Source organism: Parasalinivibrio latis, assembly GCF_036825535.1.
In the GTDB taxonomy this organism is placed as follows: Bacteria; Pseudomonadota; Gammaproteobacteria; order Enterobacterales; family Vibrionaceae; genus Parasalinivibrio; species Parasalinivibrio latis.
This window is the reverse complement of the sequence record NZ_CP098812.1, coordinates 1,949,285-1,968,701: the sequence shown is the minus strand read 5'-3', so window position 1 is coordinate 1,968,701 and position 19,417 is coordinate 1,949,285. Positions and strand designations below refer to the sequence as shown.

Genomic DNA, 19,417 nt, shown 5'->3' with positions numbered 1-19,417 from the left:
TTGCTCAGATTACGACGTCACCCCAAACAACAGGAGGTTGATTGGGGTAACACGGTGAATTATGCGTTAAGTTCAAGCCGGAGAATCATGTTTTCCGCTTGCGTTAAGTAGTGCCCGCCAAACATGTTGCAATGGTTAAGCACATGGTAGAGGTTATATAAATCCCGGCGGTTTTCATAGTGCTCACTTAACGGATACTGGGCATTATAACCTTGGTAAAAGGTATCAGGAAAACGGCCAAAAAGCTCTGTGAATGCAATATCACATTCGCGGTCACCCCAGTAACTTGCAGGATCAAATACAACTGGCCCAAGCGGTGATAAGCCGGTGTTCCCTTGCCACAGATCACCATGCAGCAAGCTGGGGCGCGGTTGGTGGGAGGAAAGGATAGATTTGACGTTCTCGATAATATTATCCACATCGCCAAACTGCATTCCTTTCTCGGATGCCAGTTGAAGTTGCCATCCTATACGCTGTTCGGCGAAAAACTTGCACCACTTCCTGTGCCAGTTATTTGGTTGAACGGTGTAGCCAATATAGTTGTCCAGATCAAAACCGAACTCTTGCTGTTCGCCCCATTGGTGGAGCCTGGCAAGCTGCACACCCAGTGTGTAGGCGCTGTCATCGTCCAGAGGTTTTAAGGGGAGGTAGTTTAGTACCAGTACAGCATGGTCTTTTACAGTACCAATGTGGATTACCTGAGGTACCTCTATCGCTTCGGCCTCAGCGAGCCGAATCAGAGACTCTGCCTCCGCTTCAAACATTGGCAGATTTTCACGGTCGTTGGTTTTTACAAACAGCCTATCGGTATCGTCAGAGATACAGAAACAATCGTTTATATCCCCGCCGGTTACGGCTATTCGTTCCTTGATCGTAAAGTCATTTCCTGTGACCTCGGCCAACTGCATGGACAGCGCGTTCCACATAGTAGATCCCCTAATGTCGCCATCGGAAAATTTTCAAGATGAATCGAAATACACCTTGGTATTTCATAATCTTAGTTCACTAGTAGGGGAACGAACTGTGGAATACGCCACATTCCTTGGTGAAGCTCGAATTTGAGACGGGAAAAATGAATTTCATTGAAATCTGCCACATACCGCAATGTCTGTGGCAGATTTCTTTTTTAAAGGCTGGGTAGTAACCCGGCGGGGAGCAGTTTGTTGTAGCTGGCTTCTTTCAGCAGGCTGTCAGCTTTGGCAATATCCGGCGCAAAATACCGGTCTTTGTCGTAAAACGGAACATGGCTTCGCAGTTCAGCTTTAGCTTGTTCCAAACGGGAAGATGTCTGCAATGGCGCCCTGAAATCGATTCCCTGGCAGGACGACAGCAATTCAACAGCAAGAATACCGCGTGTATTGGATGCCATATCAGCAAGCCGTCTGCCGGCAAAAGTCGCCATGGACACATGGTCCTCCTGGTTTGCCGACGTTGGGAGGCTGTCTACCGAGGCCGGGTGGGCCAGTGTTTTGTTTTCGCTGGCAAGGGCTGCTGATGTGACCTGGGCAATCATAAACCCGGAATTCACCCCGCCGTTGTTAACGAGAAAAGGAGGAAGTTTGCTGAGGTTACTGTCAATTAAAAGGGCCATCCGACGCTCTGACAGGGAGCCAATCTCAGCAATTGCCAGTGCGAGGTTATCAGCAGCCATGGCAACCGGTTCTGCGTGGAAGTTCCCGCCAGAAATGATGTCACCGTCATCCGGGAACACCAGTGGGTTGTCCGAAACCGAGTTTGCTTCAGTTTCCAATACGTCTGCAGCATTACGGATCTGTTGGAGGCATGCCCCCATTACTTGCGGTTGGCAGCGAAGGGAGTATGGATCCTGGACTTTTTCACAGTCCTGGTGACTGTCACCTATTTCACTGCCTGCCTCTAGCAGATGGCGATAAGCACCTGCGGCGTCCATCTGGCAGCGATGTCCTCTTACCCGGTGGATCCTGGGGTCGAAAGGCTTCCGGCTGCCTAATGCAGCTTCAACAGACAGTGCACCACATACCGTAGCCGAAGCGTATAGATCTTCGGCAGCAAATAGCCCTTCCAGCGCAAAGGCGGTTGAAGCCTGTGTCCCGTTGAGCAGTGCCAGCCCTTCTTTGGGTCCCAAGGTTACTGGCTCAAGGCCGGCTATTTTAAGTGCAGTAGCGCCGGAGATGACTTCACCTTTGTGGCGAGCCTGACCCTCACCAAGCAAGACAGTACTCATGTGGGCGAGGGGAGCGAGGTCACCGGAAGCACCGACCGACCCTTTCTCGGGAATACATGGATAGACTTCTGCATTGATCAGGTCGACAAGCGCCTGGACCACTGAAAACCGGATACCTGAATACCCCCTGGCAAGGCTGTTGACCTTAAGAACCATCATCAGGCGGACTGTTTCATCACGCATGAAGGTACCTATCCCGGCTGCATGGGATAGCACGATGCTTCGCTGCAGGGTTTCAAGATCTTCCGTCGCGATACGAGTATTTGCCAACAGTCCAAAACCGGTATTAATGCCGTAAACCACCCGGCCTTCCTCAATAAGTGATGTGACGGTATCTGTGCTGGATTGCATGATATCTTTTACATCTTTGCCGAGCTTCAGCGACACTTTTTCGCGGCTGATCCGGCGCAACTGGGCGAGGGTCAATTCACCGGGGGTGAGAGTCAGTTCGTACATCTGTTTTCTCCGTATCACTCAGCGTACTGGTTGGTTGGGTAAATCAAGCAATGGCAAATCCAGTTGTTGCTCATGGGCGCAGTCTATCGCAATGCCATAGCCTGCATCTGCATGGCGCATCACACCTGTGGCAGGGTCGTTATGAAGTACCCGGCCAATTCGGGCGGAGGCTTCGTCCGTACCATCACAACAAATGACTACACCTGAATGTTGGGAAAAGCCCATGCCTACGCCACCGCCGTGATGGAGGGATACCCAAGTGGCACCGGATGCCGTATTGAGAAGTGCGTTGAGTAAAGGCCAGTCAGATACAGCGTCCGAGCCATCCAGCATACCCTCGGTTTCGCGGTTGGGGCTGGCAACTGAACCTGAATCCAGGTGGTCGCGGCCAATAACAACCGGGGCTTTTAATTCACCGTTTTTCACCATTTCATTAAACGCGAGACCAAGGCGGGCTCGGTCTTTCAACCCCACCCAGCAAATGCGTGCCGGTAGCCCCTGGAACTGGATCCGCTCTCGCGCCATATCGAGCCAATTGTGGAGGTGCGGGTTGTCCGGGATGAGTTCTTTCACTTTTTGGTCTGTTTTGTATATATCTTCCGGATCCCCGGAAAGTGCGGCCCAGCGGAAAGGGCCAATACCCTGACAGAAAAGTGGCCGGATATATGCCGGGACGAATCCTGGGAAATCAAAAGCGTTGGTAACACCTTTTTCCAGTGCCATCTGGCGGATGTTATTACCGTAGTCCAATGTTGCTGCTCCACGAGACTGAAGATCCAGCATTGCCTGCACCTGAATAGCCATTGATGCTTTTGCTTCTTCCACCACGGTTTGCGGCTGGGCTTCCCGTTCGGTTTTAGCTTTTTCCATACTCCAGCCAATAGGCAGGTAGCCGTTCAGCGGGTCGTGAGCAGAGGTTTGATCTGTGACGACATCGGGGGTGATGTTTCTTTTTACGAGTTCCGGGAATACATCAGCCGCGTTACCCAGCAGGCCAACTGAAACCGGCTTTCCGTCTTTTTTGGCCTGTTCAATGATTGCCAGTGCCTGATCTATGTCTGTCGCTTTTTTGTCTACGTATCCGGTACGAAGACGGTAATCGATACGTGTTTCATCACATTCGACGGCAATCATTGAAAACCCGGCCATGGTTGCAGCAAGGGGCTGGGCACCCCCCATACCACCGAGGCCGCCGGTAAGGATCCACTTCCCAGATGCATCTCCGCCAAAGTGCTGTTTGGCGACAGCGACAAAGGTTTCATAGGTCCCCTGGACAATGCCCTGCGATCCGATATAAATCCAACTGCCGGCGGTCATCTGGCCGTACATAGCAAGGCCTTGCCTATCGAGTTCGTTAAAATGCTCCCAGTTTGCCCAGTGTGGAACCAGGTTTGAATTTGCTATCAAAACCCTTGGTGCGTCTTTGTGAGTTTTGAAAACACCGACAGGTTTGCCGGACTGTACCATCAGGGTCTCGTCATCTTCGAGCCGTTTCAGTACCTCTACAATTTTGTCATAACAGGCCCAATTGCGTGCTGCACGGCCAATGCCTCCATACACCACTAAAGACTGCGGGTGTTCTGCGACGTTAGGGTGCAAGTTATTCATCAGCATCCGAAGGGGTGCTTCAGTCATCCAGGACTTAGCATTCAGTGTTGTTCCTGTCGGGGCTTCAATTACCCGGCTGCTGTCCATACGTGGATCTGTCATTACTTTCTCCTTTACTTATTCGGTGCTGATGTCGCGACACACTTGCCATATAAGGCGAGCCGCTATACGCGCAGTCTGGTTGTCTGAATCAAATCTGGGGTTATATTCGGCAAAATCGGCGAGGATGACTTTGCGAGAACCATCTTCATTTCTTAAGGAAACAAGGTGTCGGTATAGGGATTCCAGGATGGAATAACTGACCCCATGGACCGCAGGGGCGCTAACACCAGGGGCAACGGAGGCCGGCAACACATCCAGATCGACCGTGATGTAGAGGAAATCACACAACCAGGCAAATTGCTCCAGTTGCTTGATGATCCCGCCCGAGGTTTCCTGGGTTATCTCCCAGTCTTCGATAACGGTGACCCCTAACTTATCTGCGGTATTGAAAAGAGCCTGGGTGTTACTGGTTCTGCTGATGCCTACACAGGCGTAGTGAAAAGGCCACTGATTTTGGGCACAGAGGTTAGCCGCCTGTGTGAAGGGGGTGCCGGAACTTCCCATTTTGCTGTCGCCTGACAGGGGACGGAGGTCGAAATGGGCGTCGAAATTAATGATTCCTATTCGGGGGGGCCGGTTTCCGGCACGTTGGGAAAGGTAACGGGCGATACCTTGAAAAGACCCCCAGGCAACTTCATGGCCGCCGCCAATGACAACGGGAAAGTGCTGTTGGCGCAGAGCCTCGGTAACGTCAGCAGAAAGCCGGTTTTGCGCTTCTGCAAGGTTGTGGTCGTCGCACGCAATGTCGCCGCTGTCATAAATGGGCAAAAGATGATGCCATGCCATATTTGCCAGCGCTTGCCGAATGATAGTGGGGGCCTGGTACGCCCCGGTTCTGCCTTTGTTCCTGGCAACACCTTCATCGCATGCAAACCCAAGCAGCATAATACCCGGTTCGTTGGCGGCATTGGCTGGTTTTACAGTCTGGTGAAAACGAAGCCCTGCAGTGCCGTCATCCTCATCAACCCGGCCTTGCCAGACAGACATGTCAACCCGACGGTTGTTGTCTCTGAATTGATCAGTCATGGGTATATTCCCCATGGAAGATACGGTGTCTGAGTACGCCTAACCCAAATTGGTAGCTGATGGATGCGGGGTCTTCCAGATCCCATACGCAGATATCAGCCGCCATACCGGGAGCAAGAAAACCGATATTGGAAAGACCCAGTGCTTTTGCAGCGTTGACCGTGGTTCCCTGAATTGCTTCACAGGGAGTCAGACCAAACTGGGTGCAGGCCATATTCATCATCAGGGTCACGGATGCGTAGGGCGAGGTGCCTGGATTAAAGTCGGTGGCGATTGCCATTGGGACGTTATAGTGGCGGAGAAGATCTACAGGAGGCTTCTGGGTTTCCCGAAGGAAGAAGTAGGCACCGGGGAGCAGTGTTCCAACGGTCCCATTTTCTGCCATGGCCTTTACGCCATCTTCATCAAGGTACTCAATGTGGTCAACGGAGCAGGCTCCCATTTCTGCGGCGAGCTTGCTGCCACCCATGTTTGAAAGTTGTTCTGTGTGCCCTTTTATTTTGAGATTGTGTTTTTTAGCTGCCCCAAAGACCCGGGCCATGTGTTCGCAACTGAACGCGATATTCTCACAAAATACATCTACAGCATCTGCGAGTTTTTCCTCAGCTGCGGCAGGAATAATTTCATCGACAATATAAGAGATGTAGGCGTCTGCCCGGTTGGAATATTCAGGGGGGAGGGCATGTGCTGCCAGCAAAGTGGTTGTCACCCGTACGGGGGCAAGGTTTCCCAGGGCTTTGGCTGCCCGGAGCATCTTAAGTTCGTCTTTCAGTGTTAATCCGTATCCAGACTTAATCTCTACGGTTGTTACGCCGTCACGAATCAATGCGCCGATCCTTGGCAATGAAATATCAATCAGTTCATTTTCAGATGCATTCCTGGTGGCTTTTACGGTTGAGAGAATGCCACCTCCGTTTTTTGCGATTGTTGAGTAAGGTATACCGCTAAGTCGCTGCTCAAACTCGTTTGCCCGGTTGCCGGCATATACAAGATGTGTGTGGCTGTCGATTAAACCGGGTGTAACCAACTTGGATTGTGCATCAAGGGAGGGCAGTGAGGTATTGGGCTCTCCCTGGCCTATGGCAACGATGTGGCCATCACAAATATGAATCCAGGCAGCGTCCACCGGTGTGTACCCAAGATCAGTGTCAGTGGGATTCATTGTTACCAGGCGACAATTTTTTAGTACCCACTCCATTTGTTTCATCCGACTTCCATACTCAGAATGTATATACAAATGTATATACAATATAGGGTGAGGATCAATACTTGATGTTATGAGTATGTGATCGAAGTCTTGGGAGGGTTAATAAACAGATGGCAAAACAGTGTCAATGAAGCTTTACAGGCCGAAACCAGCCTGATGTTCGTGAAAAGGCAGATTACCTCTCGGTGCTGGTGAGCGCACTGAGTTTGTAACGATTTCCGGGGTGGTACAAAAGGGCAGCAGAGATAAGGTTATCCTGGCTCCAAGTCCGCCTGTGAAGAAGCAGGCAAGGCACGGTCTTCTCCATTTTTAGCAAAGATGCAATAGCCGCCGGAGCAACGATTGCCTCCACCGTGTGTTCAACGGCACTCAAGGGGCAATTTTCAGACAGATACTGATTCGGTGTCAGGTGAGAGTAATCCTGGCTCAGGTAGTTAGGCGCATATTTGGGGTTCACCCACCGCTGTTCAACCTGAATAGGGAGGCTGTCTGCGTAATGGACGATCTCACTGTAAAAAATCTCTGCGTGGGTCATCACACCAAGCCGTACTGCGACTTCTTCCGAAGCAGTCTGTGCTTCCAGAATGACAATTTCACTATGATATTGCTGCCCGCGGGATGTTACTTCCTCTGCGATATTTCGAATATCCATTAACGGGGATTCCGCCTTGCGGTGACAGACAAAAGTCCCTATGCGAGGCGTTCTTTCAAGCAAACCCTGGTTGGTTAAATCCCTGATTGCTTTGTTCACCGTCATACGGCTTACCCCAAACTGCTCACACAGTTCCGCTTCCGTGGGCACTTTGTGGCCTGCAGGCCAAGTCTTAGAAGCGATCCTCTCTTCGATATAGGTCTTTATCTGCTGGAATCTGGGCAATTTCTGCATGGGGATACATTAAACCGTAAATGTCTATACAAATGCAGTGTGTGATGGGAAGTATCAAGCGTCAAGTATTACCTGATAAAAGAAGGACGGGGTCATCCAACAGTGATGCTTAATGTAGCGTGGGACTCAAATAGCCGAAACTTATTGGTTTGAGAATAATTGCGCTTGCGTTATCACATCACAGGTTTACAATTTGAAACCTTCCGGGTGCACGCATTTTGATTTGTACCAAAATGTGCACCAGCCGGAAGCATTCGAAGCGTGTATTTTTCGACCCTAATTGAAATCTATGCGTATAAACCAAAGCATGTGCTACTTGGTGTGTGGCACCACTGTAAGGAAATTATATGCCTGTAATTACCCTTCCTGACGGCAGTCAACGTGTATTCGACCATCCGGTTTCTACTATGGATGTGGCTATGGACATCGGTCCGGGCCTGGCGAAAGCATGTATTGCCGGTCGAGTAAATGGCCAGCGTGTCGACGCTTGCGATCTGATTGAAGAAGACGCAGCGCTGGAAATCATCACAGCCCGTGATGAAGATGGTCTTGAAATTATCCGTCACTCATGTGCTCACCTGCTTGGTCACGCGATCAAACAGTTGTTCCCAGAAGTGAAGATGGCCATCGGTCCTACGATTGATAAAGGTTTCTACTACGATGTAGACCTTGACCGCTCGCTGACCCAGGAAGATCTGGATGCGATTGAAAAGCGCATGCAGGAATTGGCTAAGACCAAATACGAAGTTGTTAAGAAGAAGGTTAGCTGGCAGGAAGCACGTGATGTGTTTGAAAGCCGTGGCGAACCTTACAAGATGGAAATCCTGGATGAGAACGTTGCACGCGACGACCGTCCTGGCCTTTACCATCATGAAGAATATATCGACATGTGCCGCGGTCCGCACGTGCCGAACATGAGCTTCTGTCAGCACTTCAAGATCCTGAACGTTGCCGGTGCATACTGGCGCGGTAACAGCGATAACAAGATGCTGCAGCGTATCTATGGTACTGCTTTCGCAGACAAGAAAGCGCTGAAAGCTCACCTCATCCGTCTGGAAGAAGCCGCCAAGCGTGACCACCGTAAACTGGCCAAGCAACTTGATCTGTTCCACATGCAGCAAGAAGCACCGGGCATGGTTTTCTGGCACCACAATGGCTGGACTGTCTTCCGTGAACTGGAAGTATTTGTTCGCGATAAGCTGACTGAATACGATTACCAGGAAGTGAAAGGTCCTCTGATGATGGACCGCGTTCTGTGGGAGCGTTCAGGTCACTGGGACAAGTACGCAGACTACATGTTCACTACCAGTTCAGAAAACCGCGAATACGCGATTAAGCCAATGAACTGCCCTGGTCACGTTCAGATCTTCAACCAAGGTCTGAAGTCATACCGTGACCTGCCACTTCGTATGGCTGAATTCGGTAGCTGCCACCGTAATGAACCATCAGGTGCTCTGCACGGTCTGATGCGTGTACGTGGCTTTACCCAGGACGATGCTCACATCTTCTGTACCCCAGAACAGGTACAGGAAGAAGTGACTTCATGCATTCGCATGGTATACGACACTTACAAGACCTTTGGTTTTGACAGCATTGTCGTGAAGCTTTCAACCCGTCCTGAAATGCGTGTTGGCTCAGATGAAATGTGGGATCGTGCTGAGAAAGCACTGGAAGAAGCACTTTCTTCAATGGATATCGAATATGAGATCCAAGAAGGCGAAGGTGCGTTCTATGGTCCTAAGATTGAGTTCACTTTGCACGATTGTTTAGATCGTGCTTGGCAATGCGGTACAGTTCAGTTAGACTTCGCGCTCCCAGAACGTTTGGGTGCAACTTACGTCGGCGAAGATAACGAGCGCCATATCCCGGTAATGATTCACCGTGCGATCCTTGGCTCACTCGAACGCTTCATTGGAATTCTGATTGAAGAATTCGCTGGACATTTCCCAACTTGGTTGGCGCCTCAACAGGCTGTGGTAATGAATATTACCGATAACCAGGCTGAATATGTTCAAGAAGTAGCCCGTAAGCTACAAAAAGCTGGTTTCCGTGCTCAAGCAGACTTGAGAAATGAGAAGATTGGCTTTAAAATCCGCGAACATACACTGAAGCGTGTACCATACATGCTCGTTTGTGGAGACCAAGAAGTGGAAGCTGGCGAAGTCGCCATCCGTACACGTAAAGGTCAAGACTTAGGTAAATTCAAGGTTGATGACTTCATTGCAGCACTGACTGAAGAAGTGCGCACCCGCAAGCTCAACCTAGTGGAGGAATAAGGTATTAAAGGCGCAAAGAAAGCCCCTGGCAAACAAAATGCTCATCGTATCAATGGTGAAATCCGTGGCATCCGCGAAGTTCGACTGACTGGCGCTGATGGTGAACCGGTTGGTATCGTTAGTCTGGAAGCCGCTCTAGCCACTGCTGATGAAGCAGGTCTGGATCTGGTGGAAATCAGCCCTAACGCCGAGCCGCCAGTGTGCCGAGTTATGGACTACGGCAAATTCCTCTTCGAAAAAGCTAAAGCTCAGAAAGAGCAGAAGAAAAAGCAAAAGATTGTCCAGATTAAGGAAGTAAAATTCCGTCCTGGTACAGATGTAGGCGACTATCAGGTAAAACTGCGCAACCTGGTTCGCTTCATTGAAGAGGGCAACAAAGTTAAAGTCACCATCCGTTTCCGTGGCCGCGAAATGGCTCACCAGGATATCGGTGTTGACGTTCTCAATCGTCTGAAGGAAGACACTGCCGAAATCGCTTTGGTAGAAAGCTTCCCGACGCGCATTGAAGGCCGTCAGATGATAATGGTCCTTGCCCCTAAGAAGAAGTAATTACGGCCTATACAAGTAAAAATGGCCGGCAATTAGCCGGTCATTTTTCGCCTGATTACTAAATATTAATCTCAACAATGCGGAGTTCTTCATCATGCCAAAGATGAAAAGCAACAAAGGTGCAGCTAAGCGTTTCAAGAAAACTGCTGGCGGTATCAAATACAAGCGCGCTACCAAGCGTCACATCCTGACTAAGCGTACTACTAAGAACAAGCGTCACCTGCGTCCAAACCGTCTGCTCGCTAAGTGCGAAGTAGCTGCTGTTGAACGCATGCTTCCGTTCATGTAATCACGAATTAGTTTAGGAGAGATATAATGGCTCGCGTAAAACGTGGTGTGCAAGCTCGCGCACGTCATAAAAAAGTTCTTAAAGCTGCAAAAGGTTACTACGGTGCTCGTTCACGTGTTTACCGTGTTGCGTTCCAAGCGGTAACTAAAGCTGGTCAGTACGCGTATCGTGACCGTCGTCAGAAGAAGCGTCAATTCCGTCAACTGTGGATCGCACGTATCAACGCTGCGGCTCGTCAGAATGGCCTGTCTTACAGCCGTTTCATCAACGGTCTGAAGAAAGCGTCTATCGAAATCGACCGTAAGATCCTGGCAGATATCGCTGTATTCGACAAAGCGACCTTTGCTGTGCTGGTAGAGAAAGCAAAAGCTGCTCAGTAATTGAGTCTGATTTTGTGAAAAAGAGAGCTTCGGCTCTCTTTTTTTGTGCCAGAAATTCCCAAATTTTATGCCGTTATGGGATTCACAGAACCAAATTTACGCAATTGACAACTTTTCTTTTTAGAAACCCCTTTTAGCGTTTGGATTTGGACGCCTGTTTATTTACTATGTGACGTTACCACTATCCCGTATGGACACCACCGTAGAAGGGTGGACGAGGAACCGATGCAACAATTAGAAGAAATTCTTGTTAGCGCCAATGCAGCCGTTGAAGCGGCTGATTCCGTTGCGGCGCTTGATGAAGTCCGGGTTAAGTACCTGGGTAAAAAAGGTGAATTGACTCTTCAACTTCAATCTCTGGGCAAATTGCCACCTGAAGAGCGCCGCGAAGCCGGTGCAGCAATCAATCAGGCTAAGCAAAAAGTTCAACAGATTCTGGCTGAGCGTAAAACAGCCCTGGAACGTGCAGAGCTTGAAGCTAAGCTGGCAGCAGAAACCATTGACGTAACCCTGCCGGGCCGTCGTATTGAAAATGGTGGCCTGCACCCGGTGACACGCACTATCGAGCGTATTGAAAGCTTCTTTAAAGAATTGGGCTTTACTGTTGAGGCCGGCCCTGAAATTGAAGATGATTTCCACAACTTTGATGCCCTGAACATTGCGGCGGATCACCCAGCCCGTACTGATCACGACACCTTCTTCTTCAATCCTCAACTGATGCTGCGCACCCATACCTCTGGTGTACAAATCCGGACTATGGAAGAACGTCAGCCACCGCTGCGTTTTATCGCACCTGGCCGTGTTTACCGTAATGACTACGATCAGACCCATACCCCAATGTTCCATCAGGTAGAGGGTATGCTGGTTGACGAAAACGTAAACTTCGCCCAGCTGAAAGGCATTCTGCATGACTTCCTGTGTAACTTCTTTGAAGAAGATCTGGAAGTGCGTTTCCGTCCGTCTTATTTCCCATTCACTGAGCCTTCTGCTGAAGTTGACGTTAAAGGCAAGAACGGTAAGTGGTTGGAAGTTCTGGGCTGCGGTATGGTTCACCCGAATGTACTGCGTGCAGTAAACATCGACCCTGAAAAGTATTCAGGTTTCGCTTTCGGTATGGGTGTTGAGCGCCTGACCATGCTTCGTTACGGTGTTAACGACCTGCGTGCGTTCTTCGAAAACGATCTGCGTTTCCTGAAACAGTTCAAGTAATTATTGGGGTGAGAGACAAATGAAATTCAGTGATTCATGGCTGCGCGAGTGGGTAAAACCAGCAGTAAACAGTGAAGAACTCGCCCACCAAATTACCATGGCGGGTCTGGAAGTTGACGACGTTGAAGCGGTAGCTGGCCAATTCAACGGTGTTGTTGTCGGTGAAGTGGTTGAGTGTGCTCAACACCCGGATGCCGACAAACTGCGTGTAACTAAAGTTAACGTAGGTGCAGAAGAACTGTTGGACATCGTATGTGGTGCTCCAAACTGCCGCCAGGGTCTGCGCGTTTGCGTCGCAACTGTTGGTGCTGTTCTGCCAGGCGATTTCAAAATCAAGAAAGCCAAACTGCGCGGTCAGCCTTCACACGGTATGCTGTGTTCATTTACGGAGCTGGGTATCGATGTTGAAGCTGATGGCATCATCGAACTGCCTGCGGACGCGCCTGTCGGTACCGATGTACGCGAATACCTTGGCCTGAACGACGTTGCTATTGACGTTGATTTGACAGCCAACCGTGCAGACTGCCTTAGCATCCGTGGTCTGGCGCGCGAAGTAGGTGTACTTAACCGCGCCGAAGTGACTGAGCCTTCTTTCGAAAACGTTGCACCATCGATTGATGACAAAGTATCAGTTGAAGTGAAGGCAGGCGCTGCTTGCCCTCGTTACCTGGGCCGTGTTGTCCGTAACGTAAACGTAAAAGCTGAAAGCCCAATCTGGATGCAGGAAAAACTGCGCCGTTGTGGCGTGCGCTCAATTGACCCAATCGTAGACATTACTAACTATGTAATGCTGGAGCAGGGCCAGCCAATGCACGCATTCGATCTTGCTAAGATCGAAGGTGGTATTGTTGTTCGTATGGCTGAGCAAGGCGAAAAGCTGACGCTTCTCGACGGCAATGAAGCTGAGCTGAACACTGACACACTGGTTATCGCTGACCACAACAAAGCGCTGGCCATTGCCGGTATCTTTGGTGGTCAGGATTCAGGTGTGAACGCTGAAACCCAGGATGTTCTCCTGGAGTCTGCATTCTTCGCACCTGACGCAATCCGTGGCCGTGCTCGCAGCTATGGCCTGCATACTGATTCGTCTCACCGTTTTGAGCGTGGCGTAGACCCTGAGCAACAGTTCAAGGCGATGGAACGTGCAACACAACTGCTGGTTGAGATCTGCGGTGGTGAAGCCGGTGTTATCGTTGCTGCTGAATCCCAATCAGACTTGCCAACCTATAACACTGTGACGCTGCGTCGCAGCAAGCTGGATAACCTGCTTGGTCACCACGTTCCTTCTGATGATGTTGTTGAAATCCTGACCCGTTTGGGTTGCGGTGTTGAAACCACAGAAGAAGGCTGGGTAGCGAACGCTCCTTCATGGCGTTTTGATATCGCCATTGAGCAAGATCTGGTTGAAGAAGTTGGTCGTATCTACGGCTACAACAACATCCCTAACCAGGCTCCTGTTGCTCACCTGAATATGAATCAGCACCGCGAAGCTGACATGCCGCTGAAGCGCGTTCGCGATCTGCTGGTGGACCGTGGCTATCACGAAGCGATTACGTACAGCTTCGTAGAATCAGCCCAGCAGAAACTGGTTGCTCCTGAAATCGAACCAATTGTGCTGCCAAACCCGATTTCTGCTGATATGTCAGCCATGCGCGTAAGCCTCTGGACTGGCCTGCTGAACACAGTCGCCTACAACCAGAAGCGTCAGCAACCACGTGTGCGCCTGTTTGAATCAGGTCTGCGTTTCATTCCGGAAGAGGGTGCTGAAAACGGTATCCGCCAGGAAGTGATGCTGGCTGGTGTCATTGCGGGTAACCGTGGTGAAGACCACTGGAACCTGGAAAACGGCACGGTTGATTTCTTCGATATGAAGGGTGACGTGGAAGCGATCCTGGAACTGACCGATGCAAACCTGACATTCCGCGCAGAAAAGCATCCGGCTCTGCACCCTGGTCAGTCTGCAGCCATCCTGTCTGGCGACAAAGTGGTTGGCTACATGGGCGCTGTGCACCCAGAACTTGAGCGCAAGTTTGGTTTGAATGGCCGTACATTTGTGTTTGAAATCGAGTGGAGCGCTATCGCTAACCGTCATATTCCAGAAGCTGTAGCAGTTTCCAAGTTCCCAGCGAACCGTCGTGATATTGCTGTTATTGTTGACGAATCTACAGCGGCCGGCGAAGTCGTTGCTGCATGCCTGGAAACCGGTAACGAACTAGTTACTGGTGCGCGTCTGTTTGACCTTTATCAAGGCAAGGGTGTTGAGGATGGCAAGAAGAGTCTGGCAATCGCTCTGACGCTTCAATCTCCGGAGCGAACCCTGGAAGATGCGGATACTGCAGAAGCGGTATCAGCCGTTGTTGCAGTGCTGAATGAGAAATTTGGTGCAGCACTTCGCGACTAACTTGCTTATAAGGTTGCGTAATTTTTAATGCGCCAACCCATAAACATAGCAAATTAAAGCAGCCTCCGGGCTGCTTTTTTTGTCTGTTTCCATCAACATCTTCGTGTCCGAAAATGTGACTTTTTTCCAATAATTCAGAGTATTAGAGATGGTGTCTATATAATTATTAATTAAAACAATAGGATAGCATATATGCAGGTGGTTGACCTTGTCCGGTTTTCTGTCCTGTTTAGTAGTCATTCGTTTGGCTTATAATTCTCAGAATTGGAAATCGAAAGAAAAAAGTTGGCGTAAATCAGCCAGTTGGCTTAAACTTTCTGGAAGTGGAGGTATCGGAAGTGTGTCGACCTGCTTGGTTACCTGTTCCGAATTATGATGCCACCCTATGTATCGATGTGTAGATACTCAGTTTATTAACTATGTTCAACAACGCTTGAGGGAATTACCTATGGCGCTCACCAAAGCCGCGCTAGCGGAAAATCTTTCAGAAACAATTGGAATGAGTAAGCGGGACGCCAAGGAGACCGTTGAGGCATTCTTCGAAGAAGTTCGGAAAGCGCTTGAAAACGGTGAACAGGTTAAGTTATCCGGATTTGGTAACTTTGATTTGCGAGATAAAAATCAGCGTCCTGGCCGAAATCCGAAAACAGGTGAGGATATCCCAATTACGGCTCGCCGCGTGGTAACTTTCCGTCCGGGGCAAAAATTGAAGGCAAGAGTAGAAAAGGCAGATATCACGGATATTGAGAACTAAATCTGACTTTTGACTTCTTGAATTTTGGTACCCACAACGCTTGGCGTTGTGGGTATTTTGCTTTTAAGGATTAATTTTCAGCAACTCTACGTCAAAGATAAGAACTGAGCCTGGAGGGATGCTTCCTACGCCACGATTGCCATAAGCAAGCTCGCTAGGAATAAACAGGCGTGTTTTCTCACCTTCTACCATGGTCTGCAGGCCTTCTGTCCACCCCTTAATGACCTGGTTTAAACCGAATGCAATAGGTTCACCACGGTCAACAGAGCTGTCAAAAACGCTGCCGTCAACCAACGTGCCGTGATAATGCACCAAAACGCGGTCTGTCGCTTTTGGGTGAATTGTGCCGGTACCCGGGGCCAAAACTTCATATTGCAAACCAGACTCTGTTGTTATTACACCTTGGTGTTTCTGGTTTTCAGCAAGAAAAACTTTCCCAGCTTCGATGTTTGCTGCTGCAGCTTTGTTATTCGCGTTTCGCTGGTAGATAAAAAAGGCAGCAAGTATCAAAAGAATAATGGCAACAAATTTCAATGTCGTTCCCTTAATGAGGTAGATAGATTTACGCCGCATTATACCCGAAGGCGAAGTTGTGCTGTTGCGGGTGAGTAATATTTTCACCCGCCTGTGATTTGTATCACCCGCATTCTCCAACCAGTAATGTAATGCTGTGTTATTGTTCTGAAATGAAGGTTATCAGTAATAGAGTGTTCTGAAATCGAGCTTTATGAGGGAATGATGACAGCGGAAATACGGGAAAATGGAGCGTTTTTAAAGGTGACAATCTCAGGGATTCCATTTGAGAAAAGTACCTGGATATTGAGTAATGGCGTTGAAGTTTGCCATCAGGACGTCGGGATTCTTGTTTTTAAACCCCAAAATGCTAAGCGGAATGTGGTTATATCTTCAGGTATACATGGCGATGAAACCGCACCCATTGAATTAGTCGACAGATTGGCTGTGGCGATGCTCAAGGGGGATATCACACCCGAAGCGAATGTCATGCTGGTTATTGGACACCCCGATGCGATCAATGCCCATACCCGTTTTCTGACAGAAAACATGAACCGGCTATTCAAGCAGGAGAATGACACCGCCAATATTGAAAGAGTGATAGCTAACAGGCTTCAGAAAGCCGTTACAAAGTTCTTTTGTCTTGGTTCCACATCTGGGGAGAAATGGCACTTGGACCTTCACAGTGCGATCAGAGGCTCCAAACACTACATGTTTGGGGTGCTTCCTCATACAACAAAGCCACAGCAGAATGGCCCTTTGGCGGTTTTTTTACAACAGAGTGCCATGGATGCGCTGATGATTTCGGATGCGCCGTCAGGAACCTTCAGCTGGTACAGTGCAGAGCACCATGACGCGCTGGCTGCCACACTTGAGATGGGTAGGGTTGCACCGCTTTACCAGAATGATCTTTCGGAATTCGAATTCCTTGAAAAAGCACTGATAAGCCTGATGACAGAAGGTGACGCGAAAACTGCTGATTGGATTGAGGGTAAGACGGCTGTCTACCAAGTTAGTCGGACAATATATAAAACGTCCGATAACTTTAAGCTGGGATTTCCCGGTTCAGCAGAAAATTTCACCAGGTTCCCGTCGGGTAGTCTTCTCGCTGAAGAAGATGGGAAGACATATGTTGCTGATGAGGACGGTGAGTCAGTCGTCTTTCCAAATGCCAATGTTGCGATAGGGCAGCGAGCCTGTTTACTGGTGAAGCCGGTCAGCATTTCGACGGAAGGTAAAATTACCGTCCAGCGCATCTTGCCAGAAGCTCATTGAAAAACATTTGCAAATCAGGGCGAAGCCGCTAAGGTTACGCCCAATTCAGTCTGAATATTACGCTTTGATGCAATTACATGCACTATCCCGGCGCCAGCATGATCGCTGGCTAAAATTCTCTGGCCTGTTGCTTGCCATTCTAGCTGTCGCAATTTTGCTTTCTCTTGCGGCGGGTGAACTGTGGATCTGGCCCTTTACCAACAACTCGCCGTTGGAGACTCAAATTCTGACGGAGTTGCGTATACCCAGAACCATTGGTGCAGTATTGGTCGGTGCATCGCTCGCGGTTGCCGGTGCTACGCTTCAGGTGTTGCTCGAAAACCCGTTGGCCGAACCAGGGGTGATTGGCATTTCCGGTGGTGCGAGCCTGGCTCTGGTTGCCATGATCTTCCTGTCACCGATGGTGCCATCAAGCTGGATGATGTCTCTGGCAGCTATGGCCGGAGCGTTGCTGTTTACGTTTATACTGGTTTCTATGGCGCGAAAACACCAGCTTTCGACATCAAGGATTCTGCTGGTCGGTGTCGCATTGGGTATTCTTTCCGGTGCGGTTGTTACCTGGGCATTTTACTTCAGTGACGATCTTAACCTGCGTCAGTTGTTGTATTGGCTGATGGGCAGTGTTTCCGGTTTGCAATGGAACCAACTTACCCTCGCGATTTTCATTATCCCAGCTATTGCATTGCTGTGCTTCCGCAGCAAATCACTGGATATTATGATGCTCGGCGATATCCAGGCGCGTCAACTGGGTGTCGATACCGCCGGGCTCCGTTGGCAGCTTATTTTACTGGTTAGCCTGTTAGTCGGGACGTCCGTAGCTCTTGCGGGTGTGATTGGATTTATCGGCTTGATTGTTCCCCATTACCTTCGTATGTGGCTGGGCAGTGAAAACCGCTATTTGTTGCCCCTGAGCGGTGTAGCTGGGGCGGCACTGTTGACGGTTTCCGACCTGCTGGCGCGGGTTATTCTCCCGGAAGCGGAACTGCCTGTTGGGGTGGTCACAACAACCATCGGTGCGCCACTGTTTATCTGGATGTTAGTGAGGCGAGCATGATTAAAGCGAGTAATGTAGCTCTGCCTCCAAGGCTTCTCCCTCTCAGTTTTAGCGTGTCTGCCGGTGAGAAATTACACCTCATTGGTGCAAACGGAAGTGGTAAAAGTACACTGCTCACGCTGCTATCCGGTCTACTGGAAGGGCAGGGTGCTATTCATTACGATGGCGCTCCGATTACATCGATGAGCCATTCAGAGCTTGCAAGGCAGCGGTCTTTGCTCACGCAGCAAACCCGGCCTCCGTTTTCAATGGCGGTTTTTCAGTACCTTCAACTGGCCCTGTCACCGATAGGAAAAGTGGAGCCTGAACTGCTCAATAATGCAGTCAATGATATAACCGCTTACCTGTCGATTGACGACAAACTGAACCGGCCGATTGAACACCTTTCCGGCGGGGAGTGGCAGCGTGTCCGTATTGCGGCAGCATGCCTTCAGGTTTGGCCATCAGTGAACCCTGACGGGCGTGTCCTGCTTCTGGATGAACCGGGAGCTGCTCTGGATATCGGTCAGGAAAGTCTTCTTTACAAGCTCGTTGACCGTATGGCTGTGGAAGGGCTGACCGTTATCATTGCGAACCATGATCTCAACCGAACGCTTGCAGAAGCAGACTCGGTTGTCATCCTTCGTCAGGGGCATGTGGTCGCAAAGGGGAAGCCCAGGGAAGTGATGACTACAGAAGTGCTGGAAGAGGCGTATTCCACCCGCCTGATGCGTATCGAGGCGGATGGGCACCATCTTATAGTGGCTCGTTAAAGTAACACCGGTTGGCGTCAGTCTTTTGGTTGTGTTGCCAGTTTGGCTTTGATGAACAGGGCGTGGTCAACATACAACAGCTCAGCAGTTTTTCGGATGACGGCATCTTCCAGTGGATCAACCGAACCATCTGCCCACGCGACTTGCCACATGGCTTCGATAAGCTTGTATCGTTGTTCTTGGGACAACTGGCGAAGTTTGTCGGTATATTCATAAAGTGATACTGATTCTTTCGCTCGGGTGCGGGCATTGTTCATGTAAACTTCCGCTTCAGATGCATCCGTTTCCAGCAGCTTTTCCAGCATATGGACTTTGACTTCAGCCTCGCGGGGGTCAACATCATGGTCAGCCGCCGCGACTTCTGAAAGCAGCCCGGCAATGGCAAGTTCCATACTGGAATCGCTGGCGGAGCCGCCTTCCAGCTCAAAAACATCCTGCAAAATTGTCCGCAATTTAGAAAACATCGTTTAGTACTCT

Annotated in this window: 18 protein-coding genes; 10 read left to right on the top strand and 8 right to left on the bottom strand. The window is 49.8% G+C overall.

Translation table 11 applies throughout. The features are described 5' to 3' along the window. Nucleotides 1–59: 59 nt before the first annotated feature. The 6 genes from NF212_RS09270 to hutC all read right to left on the bottom strand — a co-directional run bounded on the left by NF212_RS09270 (nucleotide 60) and on the right by hutC (nucleotide 7,488). Entirely contained in the window at nucleotides 60–926 is an 867-nt protein-coding gene (locus NF212_RS09270; RefSeq protein ID WP_434354884.1) for a fructosamine kinase family protein, read from the bottom strand. Between the two features lie 200 nt (nucleotides 927–1,126). After that, nucleotides 1,127–2,659, bottom strand: coding sequence for a histidine ammonia-lyase (gene hutH, locus NF212_RS09265; RefSeq protein ID WP_434354882.1), 1,533 nt, complete (start codon nucleotides 2,657–2,659; stop codon nucleotides 1,127–1,129). A gap of 18 nt (nucleotides 2,660–2,677) precedes the next feature. Further along, complete coding sequence (gene hutU / locus NF212_RS09260) at nucleotides 2,678–4,369, bottom strand: urocanate hydratase (RefSeq protein WP_434354880.1); 1,692 nt, start codon at nucleotides 4,367–4,369, stop codon at nucleotides 2,678–2,680. Nucleotides 4,370–4,384: 15 nt separating this feature from the next. Continuing rightward, on the bottom strand, nucleotides 4,385–5,395 hold the full coding sequence (gene hutG, locus NF212_RS09255) for a formimidoylglutamase (protein ID WP_434354878.1): 1,011 nt from the start codon (nucleotides 5,393–5,395) through the stop codon (nucleotides 4,385–4,387). Then, nucleotides 5,388–6,593: an imidazolonepropionase gene (gene hutI, locus NF212_RS09250; protein WP_434360862.1), complete on the bottom strand. Its 1,206-nt coding sequence runs from the start codon at nucleotides 6,591–6,593 to the stop codon at nucleotides 5,388–5,390. Before hutI ends, hutG begins: the two co-directional genes overlap by 8 nt. 184 nt (nucleotides 6,594–6,777) lie before the next feature. Next, nucleotides 6,778–7,488 carry a histidine utilization repressor gene (gene hutC / locus NF212_RS09245; RefSeq protein WP_434354876.1) on the bottom strand — a complete coding sequence of 237 codons (711 nt, stop codon included), beginning with the start codon at nucleotides 7,486–7,488 and terminating at the stop codon, nucleotides 6,778–6,780. Nucleotides 7,489–7,835: 347 nt separating this feature from the next. On the opposite strand from hutC, the gene thrS reads away from it, so the two are divergent. From thrS to ihfA, 7 genes are all read left to right on the top strand, one after another. After that, entirely contained in the window at nucleotides 7,836–9,764 is a 1,929-nt protein-coding gene (thrS, locus tag NF212_RS09240; protein WP_434354874.1) for a threonine--tRNA ligase, read from the top strand. A 3-nt stretch (nucleotides 9,765–9,767) separates the two neighbouring features. Beyond that, on the top strand, nucleotides 9,768–10,313 hold the full coding sequence (gene infC / locus NF212_RS09235; protein WP_434360861.1) for a translation initiation factor IF-3: 546 nt from the start codon (nucleotides 9,768–9,770) through the stop codon (nucleotides 10,311–10,313). A 94-nt stretch (nucleotides 10,314–10,407) separates the two neighbouring features. Further along, nucleotides 10,408–10,602, top strand: a complete 195-nt coding sequence (rpmI, locus tag NF212_RS09230; protein ID WP_054671853.1) for a 50S ribosomal protein L35 — start codon at nucleotides 10,408–10,410, stop codon at nucleotides 10,600–10,602. 26 nt (nucleotides 10,603–10,628) lie between these two features. Beyond that, nucleotides 10,629–10,982 (top strand): 50S ribosomal protein L20, encoded by a 354-nt coding sequence (gene rplT / locus NF212_RS09225; RefSeq protein WP_054671855.1) that lies wholly within the window; start codon nucleotides 10,629–10,631, stop codon nucleotides 10,980–10,982. A gap of 225 nt (nucleotides 10,983–11,207) precedes the next feature. Continuing rightward, nucleotides 11,208–12,191: a phenylalanine--tRNA ligase subunit alpha gene (gene pheS, locus NF212_RS09220; RefSeq protein WP_434354871.1), complete on the top strand. Its 984-nt coding sequence runs from the start codon at nucleotides 11,208–11,210 to the stop codon at nucleotides 12,189–12,191. A 19-nt stretch (nucleotides 12,192–12,210) separates the two neighbouring features. After that, nucleotides 12,211–14,592: a phenylalanine--tRNA ligase subunit beta gene (gene pheT, locus NF212_RS09215; protein ID WP_434354869.1), complete on the top strand. Its 2,382-nt coding sequence runs from the start codon at nucleotides 12,211–12,213 to the stop codon at nucleotides 14,590–14,592. Nucleotides 14,593–15,040: 448 nt separating this feature from the next. Continuing rightward, nucleotides 15,041–15,346, top strand: coding sequence for an integration host factor subunit alpha (ihfA, locus tag NF212_RS09210; RefSeq protein WP_054671858.1), 306 nt, complete (start codon nucleotides 15,041–15,043; stop codon nucleotides 15,344–15,346). 63 nt (nucleotides 15,347–15,409) lie between these two features. Here ihfA and NF212_RS09205 read toward each other — a convergent pair whose 3' ends face one another. Beyond that, nucleotides 15,410–15,919, bottom strand: a complete 510-nt coding sequence (locus NF212_RS09205; RefSeq protein WP_434354867.1) for an FKBP-type peptidyl-prolyl cis-trans isomerase — start codon at nucleotides 15,917–15,919, stop codon at nucleotides 15,410–15,412. Between the two features lie 165 nt (nucleotides 15,920–16,084). Between NF212_RS09205 and NF212_RS09200 the strand changes: the two genes are divergently transcribed. The 3 genes from NF212_RS09200 (at nucleotide 16,085) to btuD (ending at nucleotide 18,940) form a co-directional block, all read left to right on the top strand. After that, nucleotides 16,085–17,134 carry a succinylglutamate desuccinylase gene (locus tag NF212_RS09200; protein ID WP_434354865.1) on the top strand — a complete coding sequence of 350 codons (1,050 nt, stop codon included), beginning with the start codon at nucleotides 16,085–16,087 and terminating at the stop codon, nucleotides 17,132–17,134. Between the two features lie 67 nt (nucleotides 17,135–17,201). Beyond that, nucleotides 17,202–18,188 carry a vitamin B12 ABC transporter permease BtuC gene (gene btuC / locus NF212_RS09195; protein WP_434354863.1) on the top strand — a complete coding sequence of 329 codons (987 nt, stop codon included), beginning with the start codon at nucleotides 17,202–17,204 and terminating at the stop codon, nucleotides 18,186–18,188. Beyond that, nucleotides 18,185–18,940, top strand: coding sequence for a vitamin B12 ABC transporter ATP-binding protein BtuD (gene btuD, locus NF212_RS09190; RefSeq protein WP_434354861.1), 756 nt, complete (start codon nucleotides 18,185–18,187; stop codon nucleotides 18,938–18,940). The genes btuC and btuD overlap by 4 nt, the downstream gene beginning before the upstream one ends. Before the next feature lie 17 nt (nucleotides 18,941–18,957). Here the strand turns inward: btuD and NF212_RS09185 are convergent, their stop codons facing one another. Then, on the bottom strand, nucleotides 18,958–19,404 hold the full coding sequence (locus tag NF212_RS09185) for a TerB family tellurite resistance protein (protein WP_434354859.1): 447 nt from the start codon (nucleotides 19,402–19,404) through the stop codon (nucleotides 18,958–18,960). Nucleotides 19,405–19,417: the final 13 nt, after the last annotated feature.